The sequence below is a fragment of the Vibrio sp. ArtGut-C1 genome, assembly GCF_002105475.1.
Taxonomy (GTDB): Bacteria; Pseudomonadota; Gammaproteobacteria; order Enterobacterales; family Vibrionaceae; genus Vibrio; species Vibrio diabolicus.
This window is the reverse complement of the sequence record NZ_NCTH01000047.1, coordinates 1-22,762: the sequence shown is the minus strand read 5'-3', so window position 1 is coordinate 22,762 and position 22,762 is coordinate 1. Positions and strand designations below refer to the sequence as shown.

The 22,762-nt window shown below is 40.6% G+C and carries 22 protein-coding genes and 1 pseudogene; 18 read left to right on the top strand and 5 right to left on the bottom strand.

Going from position 1 to position 22,762, the window contains the following annotated elements; translation table 11 throughout:
* The first annotated feature begins 82 nt into the window (after window positions 1–82).
* The 4 genes from B7360_RS23100 to B7360_RS23085 all read left to right on the top strand — a co-directional run bounded on the left by B7360_RS23100 (window position 83) and on the right by B7360_RS23085 (window position 5,048).
* Window positions 83–1,276 carry a hypothetical protein gene (locus tag B7360_RS23100; RefSeq protein WP_216819542.1) on the top strand — a complete coding sequence of 398 codons (1,194 nt, stop codon included), beginning with the start codon at window positions 83–85 and terminating at the stop codon, window positions 1,274–1,276.
* Window positions 1,277–1,285: 9 nt separating this feature from the next.
* Window positions 1,286–4,069: a hypothetical protein gene (locus B7360_RS23095; RefSeq protein WP_085344735.1), complete on the top strand. Its 2,784-nt coding sequence runs from the start codon at window positions 1,286–1,288 to the stop codon at window positions 4,067–4,069.
* Window positions 4,062–4,607, top strand: coding sequence for a hypothetical protein (locus B7360_RS23090; RefSeq protein ID WP_078558840.1), 546 nt, complete (start codon window positions 4,062–4,064; stop codon window positions 4,605–4,607). Before B7360_RS23095 ends, B7360_RS23090 begins: the two co-directional genes overlap by 8 nt.
* A gap of 174 nt (window positions 4,608–4,781) precedes the next feature.
* Window positions 4,782–5,048 (top strand): hypothetical protein, encoded by a 267-nt coding sequence (locus B7360_RS23085; protein WP_078558839.1) that lies wholly within the window; start codon window positions 4,782–4,784, stop codon window positions 5,046–5,048.
* 231 nt (window positions 5,049–5,279) lie between these two features.
* On the opposite strand, the gene B7360_RS23080 is transcribed toward B7360_RS23085, so the two are convergent.
* Both B7360_RS23080 and B7360_RS25095 read right to left on the bottom strand, forming a co-directional pair.
* A complete protein-coding gene (locus B7360_RS23080) occupies window positions 5,280–5,741 on the bottom strand; it encodes a hypothetical protein (protein WP_078558838.1) in 462 nt (153 codons plus the stop codon).
* 88 nt (window positions 5,742–5,829) lie between these two features.
* Window positions 5,830–6,193, bottom strand: a pseudogene (locus tag B7360_RS25095) (IS3 family transposase); the annotation flags it as partial.
* 487 nt (window positions 6,194–6,680) lie between these two features.
* On the opposite strand from B7360_RS25095, the gene B7360_RS23070 reads away from it, so the two are divergent.
* The 3 genes from B7360_RS23070 (at window position 6,681) to B7360_RS23060 (ending at window position 10,783) form a co-directional block, all read left to right on the top strand.
* Window positions 6,681–8,462 (top strand): DUF262 domain-containing protein, encoded by a 1,782-nt coding sequence (locus B7360_RS23070; protein WP_078558836.1) that lies wholly within the window; start codon window positions 6,681–6,683, stop codon window positions 8,460–8,462.
* 195 nt (window positions 8,463–8,657) lie between these two features.
* Window positions 8,658–9,089 (top strand): GNAT family N-acetyltransferase, encoded by a 432-nt coding sequence (locus B7360_RS23065; RefSeq protein WP_085344734.1) that lies wholly within the window; start codon window positions 8,658–8,660, stop codon window positions 9,087–9,089.
* A gap of 218 nt (window positions 9,090–9,307) precedes the next feature.
* The gene (locus B7360_RS23060) at window positions 9,308–10,783 is read left to right on the top strand and encodes an LA2681 family HEPN domain-containing protein (protein WP_085344733.1); all 1,476 of its coding nucleotides are present in this window, start codon (window positions 9,308–9,310) and stop codon (window positions 10,781–10,783) included.
* Window positions 10,784–10,968: 185 nt separating this feature from the next.
* On the opposite strand, the gene B7360_RS23055 is transcribed toward B7360_RS23060, so the two are convergent.
* The gene (locus B7360_RS23055) at window positions 10,969–11,550 is read right to left on the bottom strand and encodes a DUF2913 family protein (protein WP_085344732.1); all 582 of its coding nucleotides are present in this window, start codon (window positions 11,548–11,550) and stop codon (window positions 10,969–10,971) included.
* A 240-nt stretch (window positions 11,551–11,790) separates the two neighbouring features.
* On the opposite strand from B7360_RS23055, the gene B7360_RS23050 reads away from it, so the two are divergent.
* The 6 genes from B7360_RS23050 (at window position 11,791) to B7360_RS23015 (ending at window position 16,569) form a co-directional block, all read left to right on the top strand.
* Window positions 11,791–12,387, top strand: a complete 597-nt coding sequence (locus B7360_RS23050) for a tyrosine-type recombinase/integrase (protein WP_085344738.1) — start codon at window positions 11,791–11,793, stop codon at window positions 12,385–12,387.
* A 757-nt stretch (window positions 12,388–13,144) separates the two neighbouring features.
* On the top strand, window positions 13,145–13,723 hold the full coding sequence (locus B7360_RS23040; protein WP_085344731.1) for a hypothetical protein: 579 nt from the start codon (window positions 13,145–13,147) through the stop codon (window positions 13,721–13,723).
* 149 nt (window positions 13,724–13,872) lie between these two features.
* Window positions 13,873–14,646, top strand: a complete 774-nt coding sequence (locus B7360_RS23030) for a hypothetical protein (protein WP_085344729.1) — start codon at window positions 13,873–13,875, stop codon at window positions 14,644–14,646.
* Between the two features lie 132 nt (window positions 14,647–14,778).
* Window positions 14,779–15,057, top strand: a complete 279-nt coding sequence (locus B7360_RS23025) for a DUF4144 family protein (protein WP_371343737.1) — start codon at window positions 14,779–14,781, stop codon at window positions 15,055–15,057.
* A gap of 191 nt (window positions 15,058–15,248) precedes the next feature.
* On the top strand, window positions 15,249–15,722 hold the full coding sequence (locus tag B7360_RS23020; protein WP_085344728.1) for a hypothetical protein: 474 nt from the start codon (window positions 15,249–15,251) through the stop codon (window positions 15,720–15,722).
* Between the two features lie 160 nt (window positions 15,723–15,882).
* The gene (locus tag B7360_RS23015) at window positions 15,883–16,569 is read left to right on the top strand and encodes a DUF4145 domain-containing protein (protein WP_085344727.1); all 687 of its coding nucleotides are present in this window, start codon (window positions 15,883–15,885) and stop codon (window positions 16,567–16,569) included.
* Window positions 16,570–16,597: 28 nt separating this feature from the next.
* Here the strand turns inward: B7360_RS23015 and B7360_RS23010 are convergent, their stop codons facing one another.
* Window positions 16,598–17,554: an IS110 family transposase gene (locus tag B7360_RS23010; protein WP_085344726.1), complete on the bottom strand. Its 957-nt coding sequence runs from the start codon at window positions 17,552–17,554 to the stop codon at window positions 16,598–16,600.
* A 793-nt stretch (window positions 17,555–18,347) separates the two neighbouring features.
* Here B7360_RS23010 and B7360_RS25145 point away from each other — a divergent pair.
* The gene (locus B7360_RS25145) at window positions 18,348–19,070 is read left to right on the top strand and encodes a DUF5677 domain-containing protein (RefSeq protein ID WP_216819541.1); all 723 of its coding nucleotides are present in this window, start codon (window positions 18,348–18,350) and stop codon (window positions 19,068–19,070) included.
* Between the two features lie 31 nt (window positions 19,071–19,101).
* Here the strand turns inward: B7360_RS25145 and B7360_RS22995 are convergent, their stop codons facing one another.
* On the bottom strand, window positions 19,102–20,058 hold the full coding sequence (locus tag B7360_RS22995) for an IS110 family transposase (protein ID WP_085344724.1): 957 nt from the start codon (window positions 20,056–20,058) through the stop codon (window positions 19,102–19,104).
* Between the two features lie 376 nt (window positions 20,059–20,434).
* Here B7360_RS22995 and B7360_RS22990 point away from each other — a divergent pair, with 376 nt between their 5' ends.
* The 4 genes from B7360_RS22990 (at window position 20,435) to B7360_RS22970 (ending at window position 22,548) form a co-directional block, all read left to right on the top strand.
* Window positions 20,435–20,986 (top strand): dihydrofolate reductase family protein, encoded by a 552-nt coding sequence (locus B7360_RS22990; protein WP_237285122.1) that lies wholly within the window; start codon window positions 20,435–20,437, stop codon window positions 20,984–20,986.
* A gap of 108 nt (window positions 20,987–21,094) precedes the next feature.
* Window positions 21,095–21,316, top strand: coding sequence for a hypothetical protein (locus B7360_RS22985; protein WP_085344722.1), 222 nt, complete (start codon window positions 21,095–21,097; stop codon window positions 21,314–21,316).
* Window positions 21,317–21,527: 211 nt separating this feature from the next.
* On the top strand, window positions 21,528–21,878 hold the full coding sequence (locus B7360_RS22975; protein WP_085344720.1) for a cupin domain-containing protein: 351 nt from the start codon (window positions 21,528–21,530) through the stop codon (window positions 21,876–21,878).
* A gap of 67 nt (window positions 21,879–21,945) precedes the next feature.
* On the top strand, window positions 21,946–22,548 hold the full coding sequence (locus B7360_RS22970) for an SMI1/KNR4 family protein (protein WP_254048149.1): 603 nt from the start codon (window positions 21,946–21,948) through the stop codon (window positions 22,546–22,548).
* Window positions 22,549–22,762: the final 214 nt, after the last annotated feature.

Below are 22,762 nucleotides of genomic sequence, written 5' to 3'. Positions count from 1 at the left end.
CTTTCACGCTTAGTCATAATGTCACCTGTTTTAGTATCGAGATGATCATACATCACCTCTTAATCAGGTGGCCAAATTCACTATGCCACTACATAGCGATTCATCAAAAGCACTGACTAATGTCGAAGGGCTAATGTTTGCTTGGTTGATGGCAAGCTTAACGGTGCAACCAAATGACATACCTAAACTAAGGCACTTTGATTTTAGATTGATGAAAGTTGGCGGGAGAGTGACCAATATTGAATGTGAGTATTTTAAAGGTCGGGCTAAAGTGTTTCATACAACCCGTTCTTTATCCGCTCGAACCCCAGAAGGTAAAGCGCTTTTAAAGTTGCTTGAACAGCAAGATGAAGGCTTACCATTCTTTACTAAGCAAGCCTTGACGATCAGTAACAAAAATAACTCACTTTTAGGTGTTTTTAATGCGCTACTTCAAATAAGCGACTTGTCTGAAAAGCTTGAAGTTGCGCACGAAAAACAGCAGCTACCCAATTTAATGCCTCAAGCAATTTGCGCCCTGATTTCCCACGGAGTCCATTATGGAAATGTTGTCAATAACCGTAGAATAATAACGATAGAAGAGGGGCGAAAATTAGTCGCTCAATCGCAATCACCCTGTCATAAAGCGATTTTTGGTCTTCAATCTCTTAAAAATAGTGCGGTTCATGCATTTAGTGACCCATACACATTGAATTACTTGATTAATCGAAACTCTCACTCGAACCAAACTGAGAAAGCAAGCTACTTAACCGAAGAGAATGAAGAATGGATGAATAGCTCTGGTCGAATCACTCGTGAGGTGATGTTGGACTTAATTCAGAATGTTTTTAATTTGAACTTTAATCCTGAGAATGAAAAACAAGTTGCAGCATTTAATAGTGAGTTTATGGCGGTCACAGATTTGATTGTATACAAACATGAGGAAATGAATGCAAGGCTTAGAGTCGTTACAGGGAAAGAAAAGGGGCGTGTTAATGATGTGGGCGTGATGGCGTTGAGTGACCAAAAAGAAAATGAAGCGTTATCGCCGATCTATGTTTCGGATAACCCTATTACTGTTTTAAAAATGCACAATTACCTCCATGAATTCAAAAAGAACTATAAGAAGCTTCTTTCGCATAATCCTGACCACTTATTTAAAACTGTGATACCTACAGTGGAATGGCTAGAAGACACCCTACCCAAGATGAGTAAAGCGTCACAATGTAAAGGTAGGGGGTTGTTTGACGTAATGATAAAAAATGGCGTTGTAATGAGCGTCTTTCACTCGATGTAAGGGGGAACAATGGTACTAACAGTATTAAAAAATCCAATTGATAGTTTTTGGTATGACCAGAATTTAAAGCTGAGCGCCAACCCATTTTTCATGAGTGATAAAGGCGATGTTTATTCTGACACTTGGCACTTTAAAGTTAAACACAAGGGCTGCGTCACACCATTGGATTTCTCATGGTTTGATTTGCCGGTGTTTAACCATGAATCCGTAGCGACTTACTTAAAGGATGGGTATAACTCTCCTTTAAGTGCGAAGGAATATGCAAAGTTAGTTTGCTTGAGTGTTATCAGCCCTACGAGAGCTAATAATGCTCTTTTAGCTTATAAAATGATGTTGCACGTTTTTGCTTTCCTTAAAGAGAATAGTGCTACAAGCCTTACTGTGTCGTTATTGGAATCCTTTTGGACATCGTTCATGGGGAGAACGGTCAACCAGTATGGATTTGTGAGTTGCATATCTACGCCTTCTTATCAAGGGGCAATTTCCCCAGTCCAATTCAATAAAATAAGGAACAATCTCAAAGCTCTTGGTGTGGTTGGTGTTATTGATTCCTCTCTAACACAAAAGAAAATTGAAAAGAGTTTGGATGAAGTCTGTCAATCACAATACAGCACCACGCTAGCTGAGTTTAAAAAAGGCGGTAGTTTTAACTTTCTTGGGCTTGAGTTGGGGCAGTATTACGTTGACTATCTTAATCAGGTTTATCAAAACGACTTTCTATATGCCTCCGTATGTAGGTTGGTATTTGAGAGTATCGACACTAAATATGGACTGAAGAGTTTAGGTGAAGCCCCATCTAATACCCTTCGTGAAGTCATGCTTACAACGATATTGAGGGGTGTAGAGTACAAGCCTGCTGCCCACAGGGTAGGGGTTAATTTTAATGCTCTTACAGTGGAAGTGAAAGATGCGCTTTTTGAGGAATACTCGAAGCGATTTGAGTTGGTAACGTCTTTAAAAGACCAATCCATTGAAGCGTTAGTTATTGAGTTAGGCTTATCCTCTCGAAGTGATTCAGTGGAATTAATTCGAATACTAATGCTGCAAAAATACTTAGCTTTGGAGGGGCATAAGACATCGCATGAGGTATGGCAAGGTTATTTGTTTTCCTTAGATAAAACCTTTTTAGAGGCTGAATCGTTAAGCCAATTATCTGTAGATAATGTGTACGAAAAAATGCAAGCTATTGTCTCTAAGCAAAGATTGGGGAGGGAGCAGTTTCTTGCTGATATTGGCGCTTGGGCAAATAAACAATTGTCTCATTCAGATAATAAAACGTATCAAACTTTTAAAGCAGTTATAGATATTTCTCTTTATGCGATGACTAACCTTGTTGTGGCGTGGACCGGCTATCGAAAATCTGAATTCGGTTTTTCATTGAGTGCGATACAGTCTGAGCCAAACTTGGATATTCTCGACAATGCCCATGTTCCATTTCGCTTCAAGCTTAAGTGGCTTGTCCCTAAAACGGGCGGCTCGACCAAAGTTAATCGAGAAATTACCTCTCAGTGCTATCAAGTTGCTGCGCAATTAAATGAGGTGTTTGGGCATGAAGGTGATGAGTCGTGCCTCTATTCTTACGCAGGAAGGGCTAAAAAAGAGAACATTAATCAATCTGGAACATACATTGATAATAGAGTTAAAGCGAATTGGGAAGGCTTTGTCAGAGCGTACCAGCCTTTTAATGATGTGATTAAGCTCGATACCTTAAATAGCAAGCACACTACTCAGTTGACGATTGATGAGCACAAAGAATTAAAACTGCTGTCAGCCAAATACAGTATTGGCAGTGCTCGCTATAAGAACTTATTTTCTTGTGCTCAAGAGGTGAAAAAAGATTGGCTGCGACTGTCCTGCACAAGTTTTAACTCCACTAAAGATCACAAAGCGCTGAAAGCGTCTCTTAATCTATTCTCTAAAGGTGATCCTCTTGAAAATACAAAGCATCAAGAAATTATCGAAACTTATCTTTCCGATGAAACTAAAGCGCTGCTAACCAGTGGCTCAGTGGATTTGAATAATAAGAAAACAATGTTGGATATTGGCTCTGAGCTATTAAAAGGTGTGCGCTATCCTTCTGCTCACGCTTTTCGTCATATATGGGCTGAGTCAGTTCTCACGCGCTATCAGGGTGATGTAGGCACGGTCATACGCCACCAGTTTGTTCACCTAGATAATTCTTTCTTCATGGCGTATCTAAGAGATAAAGATGCCAGAGGGTTAATGCAATCTGCGAAGCAGCGGTACCTAAACTCATTGGTCGAGTTGCTGATTATAGAGTCAGAGCAAGTCGGTGAGAAATACGTGGGCGGTATGGCACAGTTCGTGAAAAAAGCGACATCGTTAACGCAAGTGAAAGATGATAATGGGATGCTTGCTCTAAGAGAGGCATTAGGTGGTCGTATCATTGATATTCAGGTGAATACCTTCGCTACTTGTATTCCTCGTGATGGTGCAGATTCTAGGTCGAAGTGTTCGAAAATGGGGTCGTTAAACTCACAAGATGCCAAGCCTGAGTTTTGTCTGAATTGCACCAATGCACTCATCACTGAGGGTAATATCAAAGGGATATGGCAAGTGATTCAACCAATGGTAAAAGAGGCGTTACAGAAACACGCTTTTGGTTTCTTGTTAGAGGCACACCTACCAACACTCAAGTCAAGCTGGAAGCGCATTAAAGAGCTTAGAAGTGAAGAGAACGCAGTAAGTGTCGATAAGATTTTAGCTGCAATTATCAAAGCAATTAATGCTATAGAAAGTAAGGTTAAGGAAGAGGAAGGTCTATATGCATAATGATTTAGATGAACTTATGTCGGATGAGTTTCTGAACTCGTTAGATAATGCCTTAGATAAATCAGAACAGAATGAACAACCTTCATGGGTGATTAACGAACCCGAGCATACAACTCATAAAGCCTACCATGCCATTCTTGGTTTAAAAAAGGAAGCCGAAGAAGCGATTTCAAGCTTTGGTGAGGTAGCAACAAATAAGACTAAGAAGTTCTACCAAATTAAAAAGTCTAACGTAGCCAAAGTTGTTGGTCGGTCAGCACAAAGTATTTTTAATGCGTCCTCATTCAGTAAAGACATTGAAGCCTTCTTTGATGATGTTAATCAAGAACTCTTAGAGCTGCATGAGCTTGAACAAAAGAAGCAGTTAAATAGAAAGAAAACGGGCATCAGAGTTAAGAAAAAAGAAGTCATTGTTCAAAGTCACCAATCTTTAGAAAAGAAGTACAATGAACTCAAAAGTCGCAGCACGAAAGAAACTTTGGATTTAGCCGCAGCTGGCCTACCTATCGACTTAAAGAGAAAGCTAGGGCTTATATAAAGCGTCCAAAAAGCTATACTTTTGTTACAAAGTCTTAACTCAGAAGTGTCCGGTGACGTACCAGCTCGATCACAGCTAGCACGTTTATGCCCCTTTCCTTGTTTCAGAGCTAATTTCTAGCTGCTCACTATGCTATAAATTATCTAATGTCATTTTTGAATCGAGAAGTAAGTTATGAGTAAAAAACTGTTGTCAGAAAAAGACCTTTTAGAAGGATTAACAAGTCATACTGCGCACACCGATGAATTCGCGACTACAAGTGAAAAAGATTGGGGGGCTTATTCGGAAGGTGCGGATAAGGCGGATATCGACTTTCTAGTTGAACGACGTGATGTTTTTGACTCTTCCCGAATTGAATTTGAGGAAGATGAACAAGACCGAAAACTAGTTAAGCAAAGAGAAAACTCCCCAGAAATTGACGTTGATATTGATGAGTTGTGAACCAGTATGTTTGTGTTTCGGAATTAATCACCAGAATCAAAAATGCCCCAAGTGTATCAACTTCTCATTTGTTTGAATTGCCACCCGACCGAAAAATAACAAAAGTTAGATTTAGCGATGATATGAGCGTAAAAGCTACGCTTTAGTCACTTAAATTGAATCATTTAGGGCTGGATCTATATGAACTAGCTAAAGAGCAGAGTAAATATTTAATAGTAACTAAGAATAAGCCTAACTGTTCTTTGAGAGATCCAGAGCGATGGTAGATTGATAGAACGGAGCTGAGTAATCCTGAAAGATATGGTTGAATTGCTCACGGCTATCAAGCACAAAAGCAACTCGAACGTGGTCTAGGTTGTATGTCGTCAAAACAGAGCGTAACCAACCCGCCAACGAACTCTCCAAAAGCGCTCTACAGCCTACGAACCACACCCATGTTTGCTGATCACTTCGAATAACATCTAAGATTTCTGACTTGTATCGATAACCATCTCCCATTGAAGTTAGGTCGATGTACACAACACTAGCCCCCAGTCCATGGTTAATGCGATTGTACGTATCTTGAAGTTCTTTACCGCATTCACTATCAAATGTGTGAAACCTCATCACGCCCAACTCCCAATAGCCGTGTATTAAGCGTTCTGGTGTACCTACAGGCCAGCTATCAAAGGTGTATAAATTATCTTTACGCATCTACGAAACTTATTGTTATAAACGGATTAGAGAAGTGAAGGCCAATGGTTGGACACATAAGCCAATATCTTAAGTGATTGACACCAGCTCATGCAGCGTATCTCTGTCTGTCAAAGTAGACTTAATGAGGGTGAGGTCATTGAGTTTCTCATTATAAAACACCATGTAGTGCCCGATTTCAAGCTCTGCTTTACGGGGTGTGCTGTAAGCTTTTAAGTAAATCTCCTCGTATTACAGACTTCTCAATAGCCGCTCAATAAAAAGATTGTCAATCAGTGCTAGTAAACTCGCAGCCCTGACCGGAGTTAAAGATATCGGGTGGTTCGTAGTATTGGAGCACATCTTCGAGAGCCACGATACATAAAACTTGTACCCATGGTGTTCACTAACCGCGAGGACAACACCTTACGGTTATATCAGTCGATAATGACAACCGAGAACAAGAACCCTTTTGTTGGTAGTTCGTTCATTTACAATAAAGTTTGTCACTTTTTCCTCTGTCGGTTTCACTTGGCACAGGTGATACGAACCGCCTATAGCAAACACGCCTTTGTCCAGAACCTTCACAATTGGCACTTCGTAGCACAGAAGTGCCCCATTCTTACTTGGAGCATTGTCATCTTTTACTTCAACAAGTCATCATTTGACCTAATTTTACTCATGTATGTAAAGTGTCTAGATGATCGAGAGAACATCACACGCCCATGCGGCTTTCTGGTATAAGCCACAACGAGTTACAATCTCTCATGCTTAAGTGATTGTAAAGTAAAATTTATTTAGGTTATTATCGTTATTCTATTGCTTACGTCTAATTGGTGTAGAGCAACAACTATGGTCTGCACTGTTCACACAACATCTACGTTTGACTCCAAAAATGGCTGAACAGCCATCAGCGCGTTGCTGAACTGAATTTTGAAACAAGACAAGGTAGTAAATCACATGGCTTATGCAAGTCTGTCAATCTCAGATTTGATTGATGAAATCAATAAGAACAAATATTACCTGCCAGCAATTCAACGTAAATTTGTGTGGCGGGAAGAGAAAATCTGCACTCTTTTTGACTCTATCATGCGTGATTATCCCATCGGCACTTTCTTGTTTTGGGAGCTAGACCAAGGCAATGCGAATGACTATACGTTCTACGAATTTCTAAAAAATTATCATGAACGTGATTCAAAGAATGCATTGGTGAATTATAGTTTTCCGCACGATATAACAGGTGTTCTTGATGGGCAGCAGCGCATCAGCTCGATGTACATAGCGTTGCAAGGTATTTATCAAAGTCGCCCTAAGTACGCCAAAAGAGCCAAGGATTCCTCGTACCCCAAACGGGAGTTTTACCTGAATTTGCTGGGCGATGCTGATGAATACGAATTTTGTTTCCTGACGGAACAACAAGCTGGTGAAAGCTCAACTGATCGATATTACTTCCGAGTAAGGGACATCCTCGAATATACGGCGGATGACGACCCATATGATATTTTAGACCCACTTCTTGATCAAAATGACGATGGGGCTGCTCACCTTAACGCTAAGCGCAGTGTAGCAAGACGAAAACTCGACCTGTTGAAGCGAAAGATGTATCAACCCGATTTGATAAGTTATTTCAAAGTAACCGGCAAAGATCTAGATGAAATTCTGGATATTTTTGTCAGGGTAAACAGTGGTGGCAACATATTGTCGAAATCAGATCTGCTGTTTTCAACCCTTGTTGCACACTGGGAAAACGGACGTGAGCAAATCGAAGAGTTGCTGGATGAACTGAATGGGGAAGACGGATTGTTTAGCTTCAACACTGACTTTTTGATGCGTACCTGCTTGTTCCTTGTCGACGCACCAATGAGCTTTAAAGTCCGGTCGTTTAACAAAGAGACCATCGAGGTCATTAAGCATCGCTGGACGGACATCAGTCAGGCGCTGAAGCGAACAGCAGTCATGCTCCGTGACTTTGGTTTTAATAAGAAACGATTGTCCTCACACTATGCAGCGACCCCCATTGCCTACTATCTACTAAAAGGCGGTGTTGTTAATCAAGAGATTAAAGGTCAACTACATAAACTGGTGATACACAGCTTACTCAAGCAGGTTTATAGTGGTCAAGCAGACACGGCCTTAAATGGCCTGCGTGAAGGTTTGCGCCAAAAAGGGGATGAGGGTTACCTGTTAAAATCAAACATGTTTGATTTTGGCAAATTCAAGTACACCCGACTTGCCGGTGGTAAGAAACTGACCATTGATCACGACGATATTGACGAATTACTGGAACGCTCAAAAGGGGCATTTACCTTCATGGTGCTGTCACTCCTCTATCCCGATCTTAAATTGGATAAGGTGAACTTTCACCAAGATCACATGCATCCTGCATCCGGCTTTAAGTGGACAAAACTGGAAAGCATGGGACTGGAAGAAGAAGCTATTCGCGACTGGCAGAGCAAACGCGACCTATTGCCAAACCTGCAACTGCTGGAAGGTCAGGAGAATGTCGAAAAGCAAGCGAAAGCGTTGAATCAATGGGTTGCTGAGGAGGTAACAAATGAATCGTTATATCGTGACCAAAATTACATCCCTACAGAGCTATCTCTTCAGTTTGATGATTTTGAGACATATTTTGACTGTCGGCGATCACTGATGAAAACTAAGCTATGCAAACTTTTTGACGTGGAACAGCCAAACATGGCGGAGCCTGTCTCTGAAACTGGAGAGATCACCAACCCAGCCTAATGCTCCAAATGGTAAGAGAGTAGCTCTCATACCTAGATGGCGGTGAATGCATCTATTTACCGCTATTCATGACTCAAAAATGCCCCATTCCAAGCCAGAACCCTTTGCTTACATCATTAGACTACTTAATGATTTGCGAATAGAATACACGCTCGCGGCTGCACATGAATTTCAGTCAACTTTAGCGAAAATACGATGATTGTAGAAAATGTGCTTCCTGAAAATCACGCAGAAATGCTTAATGTTTGGGAAAATTCAGTCCGAGCGACTCATGACTTCATAACAGAAGAAGATATTGAGTTTTTTAAACCAATTATCATTGAGCAGGCTTTTCCTGCTGTCACGTTAAGATGTGTGAAAAGTGAAAGTGGTTCAATTTTAGGTTTCGTGGGTATCTACGACTCAAAGGTTGAAATGCTGTTCATCTTAAACGAGGCAAGAGGGCAAGGTATTGGTAAGGTGCTACTGCAATACGCAATAGAGCAGTTAGGCGCAACCAAAGTCGATGTGAACGAACAAAATCCGCAAGCAGTAGGTTTCTACGAGCATATGGGTTTTAAAGTTGTTTCTCGCTCACCACTTGATGATATGGGAAAACCTTTTCCAATTCTGCATATGACACTTTAAAGCTCGGTTTGTCGTAACCAGTTTGCTAGAAGAAGCGCCCAAAGCTAATAACTTTGGGCGTTTCCGTATACGCGAGCGTTGTTCTAACTTGACTAAGCTTTGCCCCTTTCTTTGCTAGCACAGTGTTTTGCTTTGGTTGAATAACGTGCTATTTGACTTATTTTTTCTCATACCTGTAATGTAACGAGTAGTTTGAAGGCCGCACAAGGAATCACATAGTGCTAAATAAAAGAATTGAAAATCTGGGCTTAGAAATTGACCTTGCGTGTGATAACAATGATTTTTTGAAGCTAGAGCAACTGCTAGTAGGTTGCGATTCTCTTATGGACAACGAGACAAGCGAGAATCGTTCAGTCTTGTATTTCTACAAAGCTAACTGCTGTGCAGCACTACGCATTATTGAACGAAAAGACGTAGATGACACTTGGAGTTGGTATCAGGAAAGGCTAATCACCGAGGTACTAAACCTACGGAAGGCTGTTGCTGAAACTGGCTTCGAACAACTCAATGAGGTGATGCAGTGTAAAATACTGACCAATATAGCTAACGGATTGAGCTCACTAGGGCGAGCAATAGAATCAACTAATTACTATGACAAAGCACTGTCTCGTATTGATAATTTTGCTATGGCATTAGGTAACAAGGCAATTGGCCAGGTTCACTATGGACAGCACTTATATGATCATGGGCATAGTGGTATTTTCTTTTTCCATGCGCATAAGCAGCTTAATCGCTTTGGTACTGAGCCTCTGTTATGGGACTGTGGAATTCAAAAGGGTGCACTAGAGGCTTTTATTGGTTACAGGGACTTTACGGAAAGCGTTCTTAAAGAGATTGAGTTCGACAGTAGTTTTGATTTCAATAACTTCCCATTAGGTAAGCACAAAAAAGAACAGGATTATAGAAAGTGGTGCTTACGGCACAAGCTATTTATGAATCCTCTGAATGATGTGTTCTCCGCTACCATTGCTGCAAACGATGTTCTGCACCTACCTAGTCATGTATACGCAGTTGGAGAAGAACCTAGATTTCCGAAATACTTCAACATACTAAAGCAAGAGTTCATAGTTGCTCGACACATGCTCTACGAGTTTACCAGTGCTGATTTTGAGCACTATTCTGACAATGACGTTCTACTAGAAAATGGATTAGATGGTGTGCATTTTGGTTACCGAAACGAGCTACTGAAAAGCTCGTTGAGAGTTTCATATTCTATCTTCGACAAAATAGCTTTGTTTCTAAACGACTATATGAACATAGGGCTGAAGGTAGACGGTGTCAATTTCCGTAATATTTGGGGACCATACAATAAAAAAGAGCAAAAACTAGAAATCCGCTCATGTTTTCTAGAAAGTGAAAACTGGTTATTACGAGGTTTATACTTTTTATCGAAAGATTTGTATGCCCCTAATTTTATTGATGTCGCTGAGCCACAAGCTAGGGAGTTACATTACATTAGGAAAATGGCAGAACACAGGTATTTGGGGATTCAAGAGTACCCAGCTCAGGTCGGTGATACTGAGTATTTGAAGTATATAACTGTCGATGACCTAGCAGATAAAGCGTTAAAAATGCTGCAATTATCTCGTGAAGCATTGATTTATCTTTCTTTGGCAATGCACATAGAAGAACGTAAGCGTGAAGAAGCAAGAGGTAATGGTTTAGTCGTACCTGTGCAATCCACACCACTTTAAAATGGTTGTAATTACGCAATATTTCAGTTCATCCGTTTTTATCTCAATTAGTAATATCCTTGGCTCATTTTTGTCCAGAGGTGTGCCATCGCTGAATAACGGCAAACTGTACACTCCATTGACAATCAATCCTGTATTGCCTCGTAGCGAAGTGTTATATAACCGCTACCGTCGGTCGTTCTGTTTTAAGCCGGGTGTACTAAAATATGAGCCTGATGTATCTCTGCGTTCCACTCTTTCATTTCAGCAAGGAACAGACCGTGATCGTTAATCGAACTGATTAGTTCCGGTGCACGATCTAACTGGATAAGCATCGACAGTGGTGTTACTTGGTTGTGTTCTTGGTCAAAACCGTACTCGACTTGCTCCTCTAACATGTAAAGGATGCCAGGCTCCGCTTCGCCACCTTCTTCAAATAATCGTGACTCGATACCTTCTTCGTCATAAAGGTGTAAGAGTAGGTTATAGAGCTTTTCAGCCCCGACGAGTTTCGTTTGATTCGATTTTGAGCTGAGTTGATGCAATCTCATTTCTAGGTTCCCGCCTTTTTTTCTCGCTACGCTGAGCATCAGTTTGATGTCTTTTTTGATATTCGATAAGGACTTATCGTTGAGCTTTGGCTTGAGGTATTTTATCAAAATTTCATTGCGTGCTGTTACTGGAACAAAACGGGGTGATGCTGATACTTTACACAACAAATGGAGCAAGGCGTGGGTAATAACGTCATGTAGATTGTGGTAGTAGTCAAAGTCTCGTTTGATTTGCATAGCTAAGGTAACGTTGTGGTTTGATTGTTAGGATATGGGGTCTCGTTATTATTTATCAATCTCTATACTGACTCAGGAAGAAAATTTCCTTATTTCTAGTTAATAACGAATTTCTAATGTTCAACTATCCGAAACTGATAATTGTCCAAAAACTTCTAAGGCGCATCGTTTTGTATCCACCCCCTATTAAATATGACCGCCAAACTTCATGTTGACCAACAACACAGAGAGGAGGTCATCATGAGAAAGTCATCTTCTGGAAAATGCAGTGGCATCAAAAGGCCATTTAAGCTTGAAGAGATCTGGCGGATCAGAACTAGGCTGGAGATTGAAAACGATTTGATGCAGCTCGCGTTACTGAACCTAGCTATAGATAGCAAGTTAAGAGCGAGTGATTTGCTAAAGTTACACGTTTACGATGTTTCTTCGCAAGGAGTTATCTATGACAGGGTTCAGTGCATCCAGCAAAAAACGGGAACCGATGTCCACTATGAGATTACACCAAGAACACAGCAAAGTATTAGCCGATGGATTTTTGCAGCATCCCTAGAGGCAAGCAGTTTTCTATTTCCGAGTAGCCGCCGCTCTGGGCAATCTATCAGCTACTCATTCTATCGAGCAATTATCAGGGGCTGGCCTGTAAAGCTTGGATTGAATGCTGACTATTACGGTACTCACTCCATGAGTCGCACCAAAGCAACTTTAATCTATGCCGGAACGAAAAACATCGGAGCTGTACAGATCTCACTTGGACACTCGAAGCTTGATAACACAATTCGATACCTTGGCGTTGAGCTAGAGGACGCTCTTAGGCTGTCTGAGAAAACAGACTGCTGACAGATAGAAGCTGTTACAGGCTTTTCTCCTGAAAAGCCTGTGCCCCAAAACGATTCAGAGAAAATACTTTTGCTTACTTCGAATCTGGTAATTTCCCCTATCAAAAGTTATCCGAAGGAGTTTGGGTAGCAGCATTTTTCTGAAACTATAAGGCACCTTGCAATCTAATCTCTGTTAACTTTCATTAACCTATTGATTACACGTTGATGTGGTATTAAAAAGGTTGCATTATAGGAATATGAAAGGCGGCATAAAGCAGAATAGAAAGCGTTAACTGGCGCAGAAAATACGAAAGCACATTGATACGGTTTCTAGGTCCAGAGGTCCGGCGTGTTCGGTTGGTTTCCTTAATTTAGCTAATGCGACTAATTTAAATTTGGTACTTAAGTTTACTGATGTGAAAGGCGGCACAAAGCCTTCTAATAATATAAGGCATTCGCGATTAGTTCGGCGCACTTACATCGCCGAAGTATGATGTTGTGAGACATATTTCAAACTAAAGATAAACTGTAATCTTTTGGTTAAACACATATTTGAGTTAGCTTTACTAATCATTAATTAGTAAAACCAGTTTTGGCTACAGTGGCTGTAAGCTCGGCGAAAACTGAAGGGCGCTCAGTTAACAAACTGTTCAAGAGGGATTCGCAACGCGTGGCATTTTTACTATGCGTTGATTTTAGTGTTTAAGGTGGTTTGCGGCGGCTTCGGTATTGCGTTGCTCACCCCTTAACAGGGCGTTAAGGCTCACGGAGTATTCATGAAATTTAAATATTGTATGCTTGTTGGTGGTCAAAGTATTCATCTGCGAGTAGCTGCTGATGTTATTGAACAATCAATAGAAGAGTTCGAACTAGCTGGAGGTTGCTTTGACCCGAAAACATTTTCCAATGTCCCAAGCTTTAAAATCGACCAAAGGGTATATGCTGATGCTGGATTTACTAATGAGGTTCTTGTTGGCATTTGCGTTTTCTTTAGCACGTGGATGGGTAACAAGATCTTAGATGAACTGTACGATAAAAGTCTCAAGTTCAGTTTCAAACGTTTTACTCAAGCTTTTCGTGCTGACAAACGTTGTGCCGAAAATCAAATAAGCCTGCTTGCATGTACCTACTTTTCAGATCTTGACTTAACAGTAGCCGTCCGTCTAACGTCTAGAAATAAACTCGAAGAAGAACAACGTGATAGCTTATTTAAACAGGCTCATCTCAATGCAGCACAGTTTATTAGTGAAAATGGAAAACAGGCTCCAGTCCATTACTATCACATCCAAAATGGCACATTGAATCTTGAACCTTTGTTAAAAGAATCTATTGAACAAATACAGCGTGAGAAATGAGCCTTAACAAACTGTTTAAGAGTGATTCGCAACGCGTGGCATTTTTACTATGTGTCGGTTTTAGTGGTTAAGGTGGTATGCGGAAGCTTCGGTATTGCGTTGCTCACACCTTAACAGGGCGTTAGGTGTTCAAGAGGTTAGGTTGAAGAATGAGTTTCAAAATTAATAGAATTAGCAATAATAGCCTTGGAACGCATTACGGCATTTTTCAAAATGATGAGTTAATCCATCATGAATTTAGTCGCGCAGCTGCAGAAAAGGTACTGGGAAAACTACAGACTGGAAAGACACTTGAAGAGGCGCTTAAATCTGAGCCAATACCCAAACCTGAAAGAGTAATAGCTCGACTTGTAAAACCTCAAGTTTCATTGGTCAAGCAACATAAGTCTCTTTTCACTACAGCGGTAACTGCTGAGAAAAAATTCGAATATGATCCTGCCTTATACCGTCAAATTGCGAACTTTAAGGTAAATGAAATCGTTCAGGTGACAAATCGAAAGGGGCATCGGTCAACAATACATATTACTAATATAGTAAAATTGAGCTGGCACCAACTTCAATTGTTAGTCTCCGGAGGTAGTACTAAATTCGAGAAACAGTATTTACTTTACAAAGAGTACAGTACAAAACATCAAGCACATAGCGTCTTGAAAGGAATGAGTTTGAGCCAAGCCGAAAGTGCGGAAATTCAAGCATACATAGATATTTTTAAGGCAAATGGGTTCTCAAAACACACACAAGTAAATGATTACATAACCACCAATAGTTTGTGGGGACTCTTCCCGTTAATTCGCTCACTTAATGATCATGGTGAGTACAAAGGAGTCCCAGGAATAGAACCTAAATATTTTGAAGTTGTTTGCCGTATTTTGAATATATCGGGTGAGGGTGGTAGAAGCTTAGATAACTTCAAAAAGTACTAATTTAGACCACACCTAACAAACAATTTAAGAGTGATTCAGCACGCTTGGCATTTTTGGTTTGGGTCAAATTTAGTGATTAATGTGTTCAATTTAAGTGTCGTGGTCGCGCGCTTCACACCTTAATTGGGCGTTATGTTTACGGGATGGAAAATGGTTACTTGGCCTTGTGTTTTCAAACTAGAGGGGGATTCGGAACTAGTGTATTTGGAATCCGAATCGCATTTAGTTTCTGAATTTGAGGGATTAATCTGGGATGTGTCAGATTGCCTGATAGATAGTGATGGGCATTGTTTCCTTGTAAGAGAAGAAGATGATGGTTATGCGTTCGAACCCAAAGGGGGTCAGCTAACTTTGCCGGAAGTAGTCAAATTGGTTCAAGAGCATGAATTTTCAAAAGCAGAATGTGCCTGACTAAAATCCAGTTTTCATCTATCGTAGAAGCGATTCAGTCGCTCTCATTGGAGAAATAAACATAACAAACAATTCAAGCAGACCCTCAACGCTCGGCGATTTTGGTTTGCGTTGAGTTCGGTGTTGCCGAGCAAAGCGGAAAGTTTGCCAGTGCGTTTCGGGCTACTTAATTGGGCGTTAGGTATTAATATATGTCAGATATCATTATTAAAGTAAAAAATATGCAGCCAGTGGATTATAAACAGCAGGGTGTCCCTGTTGTTTTGAAAGAAGGTGAAAATCTCATTCCAATAGAGCATTGGTTGGTCATTAAAAAAATAGTCGAAAGAAAAATTGATGCGGGCTATATTTCGATTGATCGAGCTGAAGAAAGCCGAATTACGGAATTGTTTAAGAAAGAGTGTTTTACCGAATTCGACAAACTTGGGCTTTCTATGGTCGAGTCTTCGACTGTAAGTGGCGAGTTCTCGAAGGGCGTCAAACAAGAATTTGCACGAGAATGGCTAGCTACTAAAAAGGAATCTCGTGAGCAAAGTAGGGATCGTCGAGAAGTAGAAAGTATAGTGATTGCACGAAAGGCTAATACTATCGCTATATGTGCCATCGTAGTAAGTGTAATTACAGCTTTGTTTGTTGCATGGTTGACCCTAAAGTTCACCAAGTGACGCAAGTGCAAAATACCTAACAAGCAATTCAAGCAGATTCACAACGCTTGGCACTTTTGGTTTGAATCAGCTTTAGTGTTTACGGCAGAATGGTTGAGGCAGGTGGTAGCGTTGCTCACTACTTAATTGGGCGTTATGTTTATCGAGGAAACTGAGAAGTATGATACATCAAGTAAATATTGGTAATCAGCATGTTCAAATCAATGAGTTTGTATCATCATGTTCAGAATGTGGTGCACAAATCGAACCCGTAGATACAGGTTTAGTGAACTGGATTCAAGATTCCAAACACATGATAGCGACTGAGTTTGAGTGGGTTCTTAAATGTCCTGCTCAAAGGTGTAAGAGACTAATAATAGCTCGGTATTCTATGAAATCAGAAAGGGAAGGTTTCATTAATGGTTATTATAGTCTTTCGGAAGTTGTACCAGCAGGTTTAAAACCAGTCGAACAGCACGAAGAAGTAGAAAAAATATCTCCGTTGTTTGTCGAAATATTTAGCCAAGCAAGCCATGCTGAAAACTTGGGGTTAAATCAGGTTTGTGGTGTTGGCTACAGGAAAGCTTTAGAACACTTAATTAAAGATTATTGTATTCAAGTTAACCCAGATAAGTGCGAATCAATTCAAAAAGTACAGCTTATGAATTGTATTACATCATTTGTGCAAGATGCCAATGTATTGGCTTGTGCTAAAAGAGCTACTTGGCTCGGAAATGATGAAACGCATTATGTTCGTAAATGGGCATCTCAAGACATTAATGACCTTAAGGTTCTAATTAAACTTGTGAGTAACTGGATAATTAATGATGTGCTAACAAAGCAATATATTGAATCCATGCCAGAATAAACATAACAAGAGACTATGGCGTCAATAGTTAATTTCTGGCGCTATTGTTATTCCACATTACACCGTCTCTGAGCATCGAATTTAAGATCACAACCATCTTTCTCATACAGGCAACTATCGCTACTTTTTTGGGTTTTCCTGCTGCAAGTAATCGTTCATAAGTAGCCTTAAAAACAGGGTTACATTGAATAGCTGACATCATGGCCATGTAAAGCACCGTCCTTACCTGCGAGCGGCCTCCTTGGATGATTCGTTTGCCTTTGTACCGACCACTTTCCTTGGTAATTGGAGCAACGCCTATAAGAGAAGCAGCTTGTTTGTTGGTGATATAACCAAGTTCAGGGACATTGCTGATGAGCGAAGCTGCAACGACTTTCCCCACGCCAGGCATACTTTGTAAAAGGGTATTTTTAGCTTGGTATTCGGGGCACGTATCGATGAGTTTTGCGATCTTGGTTTCAGTCCTTTCAATCTGATTTTTGAGCGCAGTAAGGATAGGCTTTATTGATGAGGCGATAGCCTCTGGTAAGACTTGCAACCGGTTCTTTTCCATAGTTTGCATAGAGAGTAGTTGGTTGCGTCGAGTAACTAAGTCACTCATTAAACGTATGTTTTCACTCTTTAGTTGTGTAAGTTTTGGTTTAATCGCTTCGGCATAATGTGCGATAAGAGCTGCGTCTAATCTGTCGTTCTTGGCTCTTTTCCCTATCGCTCCAGCAAAGCGTTTAATGTGAAGTGGATTGGCAATAACATAAGGTAATTTCGCTGTATCGCAGGCAAGGATGAATGGCATCTCTAGACGGCCAGTGGCTTCGATAACAACGCGTTTAGGGCAGTGTTTCTTAATGACTTTAATCGCTTCTTTGATCCCCTTGTCAGTGTTCGGTACGTTGAAGTAAATATTGAGAGGACGGATGTAAATGTCTAATTGTGACTTACCAGTATCAACGCCGACATTAATGTTTTGAAGTGTTTTTGTATTCATAATAAGCTAACTCATGCTTGCAAATGCGGGCTCGAGACCCAGAAGACTATTCGAGTGTGGTGCTTGGAGTTCTATCTGGCGTTCGTACTTGTTACCGGTCTCTCGATAGAGGAGCCAACATTTAATCGAACTACCAGATAGAGAACTTTAGTTGCAGCTAAAGTCTGGGTCTCACCTTACCCGATTGGAGTACTTATTATCCATACAAAGCATTTAAGAGTGATTCGCAACGCTTGGCAGTTTCGCTTCGCTCAAGTATAGCCAAGCGCCGCTCACACCTTAATGCGGCGTTAGTTGCCAGTGAGAAAAACGCAGCTAAGGCAGAAAATTTAGGGCTAATGAATCGTGCAATTGTGCTCAGATTTGTCTCTATGATCTAGTTTGCTGAAGTTGCGGTCGATTTTTTAATATTGTGGCTTTGTTTTGCCGTTTCAGACGCTAATTTACTCGTTGAAATTCAGCTTTGTGGCATTGCCTTTCCAAAAGGTCTTTTTGGTGCTTTTGGTCTGTTTTCTGCGGCGTTGTAAGTTCCAAGTGGTTTCAGTGACAGGCGCTTTGAAACTGCGCCTGAATTGGGGTTTTCAACACGCTGAAAAACGGCGTTGGCAAAGTGGAAATAAAATGGAAATCAAAGGTTTAGAATGGCAACTAACAAAGCGTTTAAGGCAGATTCGCAACGCTCGGCATTTTCGGTTTGCTTTGAATTTAGTGTTTACGGCACAATGGTTTAGGTTAGGTGGCAATGTTGCTCACTACTTAACGCGGCGTTAAGCGTATTTGTGAGATCATTGATGTGAAGTATAAGATTATTGATAGTTACTGCTCTGAGTTGCAGAAAGTATACAGCACAACTCAAATTTCGTTGAAAGGGGACGATGACTTTAGCTTTTTCCTCGTTTGTTACTTATTCAAGCTCAATCAACATATGGATTCTATTCGTAAGCTGTGCCCATCTCCAGACGTGCAGCTTGTCGCGCGAACAATGATTGAAACGCTTATCCAAATGCTGTGGGTTGCCCAGAGTCCTATTGAGCGTTCAGCGATGTGGCGTAATTACGTATTCATCGAAGATTGGAATACATTGCAGAATATACTTAAGCGAGGTGCATCTATTTCTCCTGCTGAACGAGCTGCAATAGAAAGTGCATACGAAGCGACAAGAACAGATTATTTAACCAAAAAGCTTCAAGTTCATCGTGAGTGGAAGAAAGGAACCAAAATCCATCAAATGGCTGACGATGTTCAGGCTGGAGAGTTGTATTCGCTTCTGTATTCCGGTTTTTCTGACTGGGTTCATGGTGGTCCAGTTTCTTTAGCCCACCAAGTTGAATTCACTGATAACCTAGAGCTAGTTTTAGGTAATGGTGTTCCACATTTTGTAAACGCAAGCTTTAGTGCTGCATTCCAATGTATGTACCAAGGTCTTCAGGTCTGTACACAACATTTTTCTTTGGCAATAGATGAACAGCTTCAATGTATATATGACAGATATGTCAAAGAGTTGTCCGAAGGATAATACGCTTAACAAGAGACTATGGCGTCAATAGTTAATTTTTGAGGCTATCTGTATCCCACATAACACCATCTCTTAGCATTGAATTTAAGATAACAACCATCTTTCTCATGCAGGCAACAATGGCAACTTTTTTCGGTTTTCCTGCCGTAAGTAGTCGTTCATAAGTTGCTCTGAAAACAGGGTTGCATTGGATAGCCGACATCATCGCCATGTACATAACGGTCCTAACTTGAGTCCGCCCTCCTTGTATCAGCCGCTTACCTTTAAAGCGGCCACTTTCTCTTGTTATCGGTGCGACACCAATGAGAGAAGAAGCTTGTTTGTTAGTGAAAAAGCCCAACTCGGGTACATTACTAATTAGGGATGCCGCAAGGACTTTACCAACACCAGGCATGCTTTGGAGAATAGTATTTTTGGCTTGATACTCAGGACAACTCTCAATCAGTTTCGCTATCTTTGCTTCTACTTTTTCAATCTGATTTTTCAGGGCGGTAAGGATAGGGGTAATCGTAGACGAGATATTCTTAGGTAATATTTGTAGTCGGTTTCTTTCCATGGTTTGCATGGTGAGTAGCTGGTTACGCCTTGTGACTAAGTCACTCATAAGACGTATGTTTTCGCTTTTTAGTTTGGTCAGTTCTGGCTGAACACGTTCGGCATAATGTGCGATGAGAGCGGCATCTAAACGGTCGTTCTTAGCTCGTTGACCAATGGCACCAGCAAACCTTTTAATACGTAGTGGGTTGGCAATAACATAAGGTAATTTGGCTTTGTCACAGGCGAGTATAAAAGGCATTTCTAATCGACCTGTAGCTTCGATGACGACACGTTGAGGTTTGTGTTTCTTAATGGTTTTTATGGCATCGCTGATGCCTTTTTCGGTGTTCGGGACAGTGAAGTAAATATCGAGTGGTCGGATGTAGATGTCTAATTGTGACTTACCAGTATCAACGCCGACATTAATGTTTTGAAGTGTGTTTGTATTCATAATAAGCTAACTCTTGCTTGCAAATGCGGGCTCGAGACCCAGAAGACTATTCGAGTGTGGTGCTTGGAGTTCTATCTAGCGTTCGTACTTGTTACCGGTCTCTCAATTGAGGAGCCATCGTTCAATCGAACTACCAGATAGAAGAACTTTAGTTGCAGCTAAAGTCTGGGTCTCACCTTACCCGATTGGAGTACTTATTATCCATACAAGGCGTTTAAGAGGGATTCTCAACGCTTGGCAGTTTTGGTTCAAAGTTTAGCTTTTGTGTTTATGGCACAATGGTTTAAGTTGGGTGGCATCGCGTTGTTCACCCCTTAATGCGGCGTTATAAGTAATTGTCAGTTTCGGAGCTAGGAATTAAAAGATGAAGTGTTCAGTGTTTATTGCAACCAGTACAGACGGTTACATCGCAGATGAAAATGGTGGTTTGGATTGGCTTCATGTATCAGGTAACCAGGACGCTGATATGAGTGAAAATCCAGATATGGGCTTTGCTGATTATGTAAGCTCGGTTGATTGTATGGTCATGGGGCGAAAATGTATGGAAACGCTCTCTAGTTTTAATCTTACCTCTGAACAGTGGCCTTATGGTGATATAAAAGTTTATGTCTTGAGTAATACACTTAAAGCAGCACCTGAAAACCTTTCAGGTAAAGTTAAAATGTACTCTGGAGGCCTACCTGATTTAGTGCGTAAACTTGAGCAAGAAGGTTATAAGCACGTTTATATTGATGGTGGTTCTACAATTACCTCATTTTTAAATCAACAACTGATCAATGAAGTCACAATAACAAGAGTTCCAGTGATTCTAGGTGGAGGTATTCCACTTTTTGGTAAATTGGAAAAAGCTATTCAGTTACGAGAAGCTTCAGCAATAGTGTTTCCTAATGATTACATTCAAACAAAGTATTCCGTAAATTACTTATAACAAAGCGTTTAAGAGGGACTCCCTACGCTTGGCGGTTTCAGTTCAAGGTTGGGCTCGTGTTTACGGCGTAATGCCAGTAACCACCAACAAGTAAAAAGGAGTTTTAAAATGGTTGAATACAGAAAAATTGAAGCGGATACATTTACTAAATTGGAAAAGCTGCGCGATGAGCATAAAAAATGTGAACAGGCATATATAGATGGGATTAAAGAATTCCATGATAGCAAAATTGACCGTGAGACACTAAACGCATTGTTTGTCGAGGAAAGGCAAGCTCATAAAGCCGCGGATGAGTTTTTCCAAAAGAATTTCGGCATAAAAACACTTTGATTTAACTAACTTTTTCTTTGGGGATGCTAAAGTATGACTTATAACAAATCGTTTAAGAGGGACTTGGCACGCGTGGCATTTTCAATTTGCGTTGGGTGTAGTGTCTAAGGTGCTTTGCAGAAACTTTGGTATTGTGTGCCTTCACCCCTTAACGCGGCGTTATGGCGCTTTACAGATCTGCGGAAAATAATCACAAAGGGATTCGGAAAAAATGATACGTAACTTTTACACTTGTGATAGAGAAGTCGACGAAAATAGCCATGATGGGGAAGGTTCAATTGATATCTATCGTGCATTTAGGCGTAAAGATTTCGATGGTGCTTGGGATTTCGCTATCCGTGTAGTTATGCCACCAGGAAGCTCTATGGGTGAGCATACTCACGGAGACGATGAAGAAATGTATATCATTTTGAAAGGTGAAGGCACTATGACCATTGAAGGTGAGGAAAGAAAAGTGACTTCAGGAGATATGATAGTTAATAAACGTTTTGGCACTCATGGTTTGGTTAATACATCGGCCAATGAAATTGAGTTACTCATCATTCAAGCAAGTCTAAAATAATTTCCCATACAAAGCGTTCAAGAGGGACTATCAACGCTCGGCGGGTTTGGTTCAAAGTTTGGTTTATGTGTTTGCGGCACAAAGACTTAAGTTAGGTGGAATGCGTTGCTCACCCCTTAACAGGGCGTTAGGCGTTGTCCAGAAAGTATGGAGAGATAAGATTAATAGAACTTTTCCAGGTCAATTAGAAAAACTGCACTCAATAGACATTGACTACGCGGACGGTGAGGGAATCGATTTTGAACCATATGATGATTTCTATTCACATGAGGAAACATCAGAATGGATTAAAGCATGGACTGGTAATTCTTCACTCAATGGGCATGAATATTTAATTTTTGGTCAAGATGGTTCTGGCGGTTACGCTGCTTTTTGGCTGGTCAACAATGTCGAAGATCTTTTGCAACAACCTATTGTTTTCTTTGGCTCTGAAGGTGAAGTTGGGGTGGTTGCACAAAATTTTGGAGACTATGTTTGGTTGTTTGCACATGGTCTTGGCCCATACGAGGCTGTTGCTTATCCTGATTTGAAGCGCCCCCTAAATAGTAAGTTTTTGCACTTTGCTCAGGAGGTTGCACCGTCAAATGAAAGCTCTGTGTCTAAAATCATAAGCGTGGCCAAATCAAAGTACGCTAATTTTGAGCAAATGATTGACGAGCTTTGCCAATAAGCCAAGCGCCATACAAACGTTTAAGGTTTCAAGATACTTTTTCTAATCCAAGTCTCGCACAATAGAACCCATACTCTAACGTGCTTTTGTCCAAAAGCTTCCTAGAGAGGTTGATCAATCTTTATAAATACCACGTTACACGTAACAAGACCTAAGGTGCTGTTTTATAAGGCTTTGTTTTTTGTTACAATTTTATTGAAATTAAATCATCAAT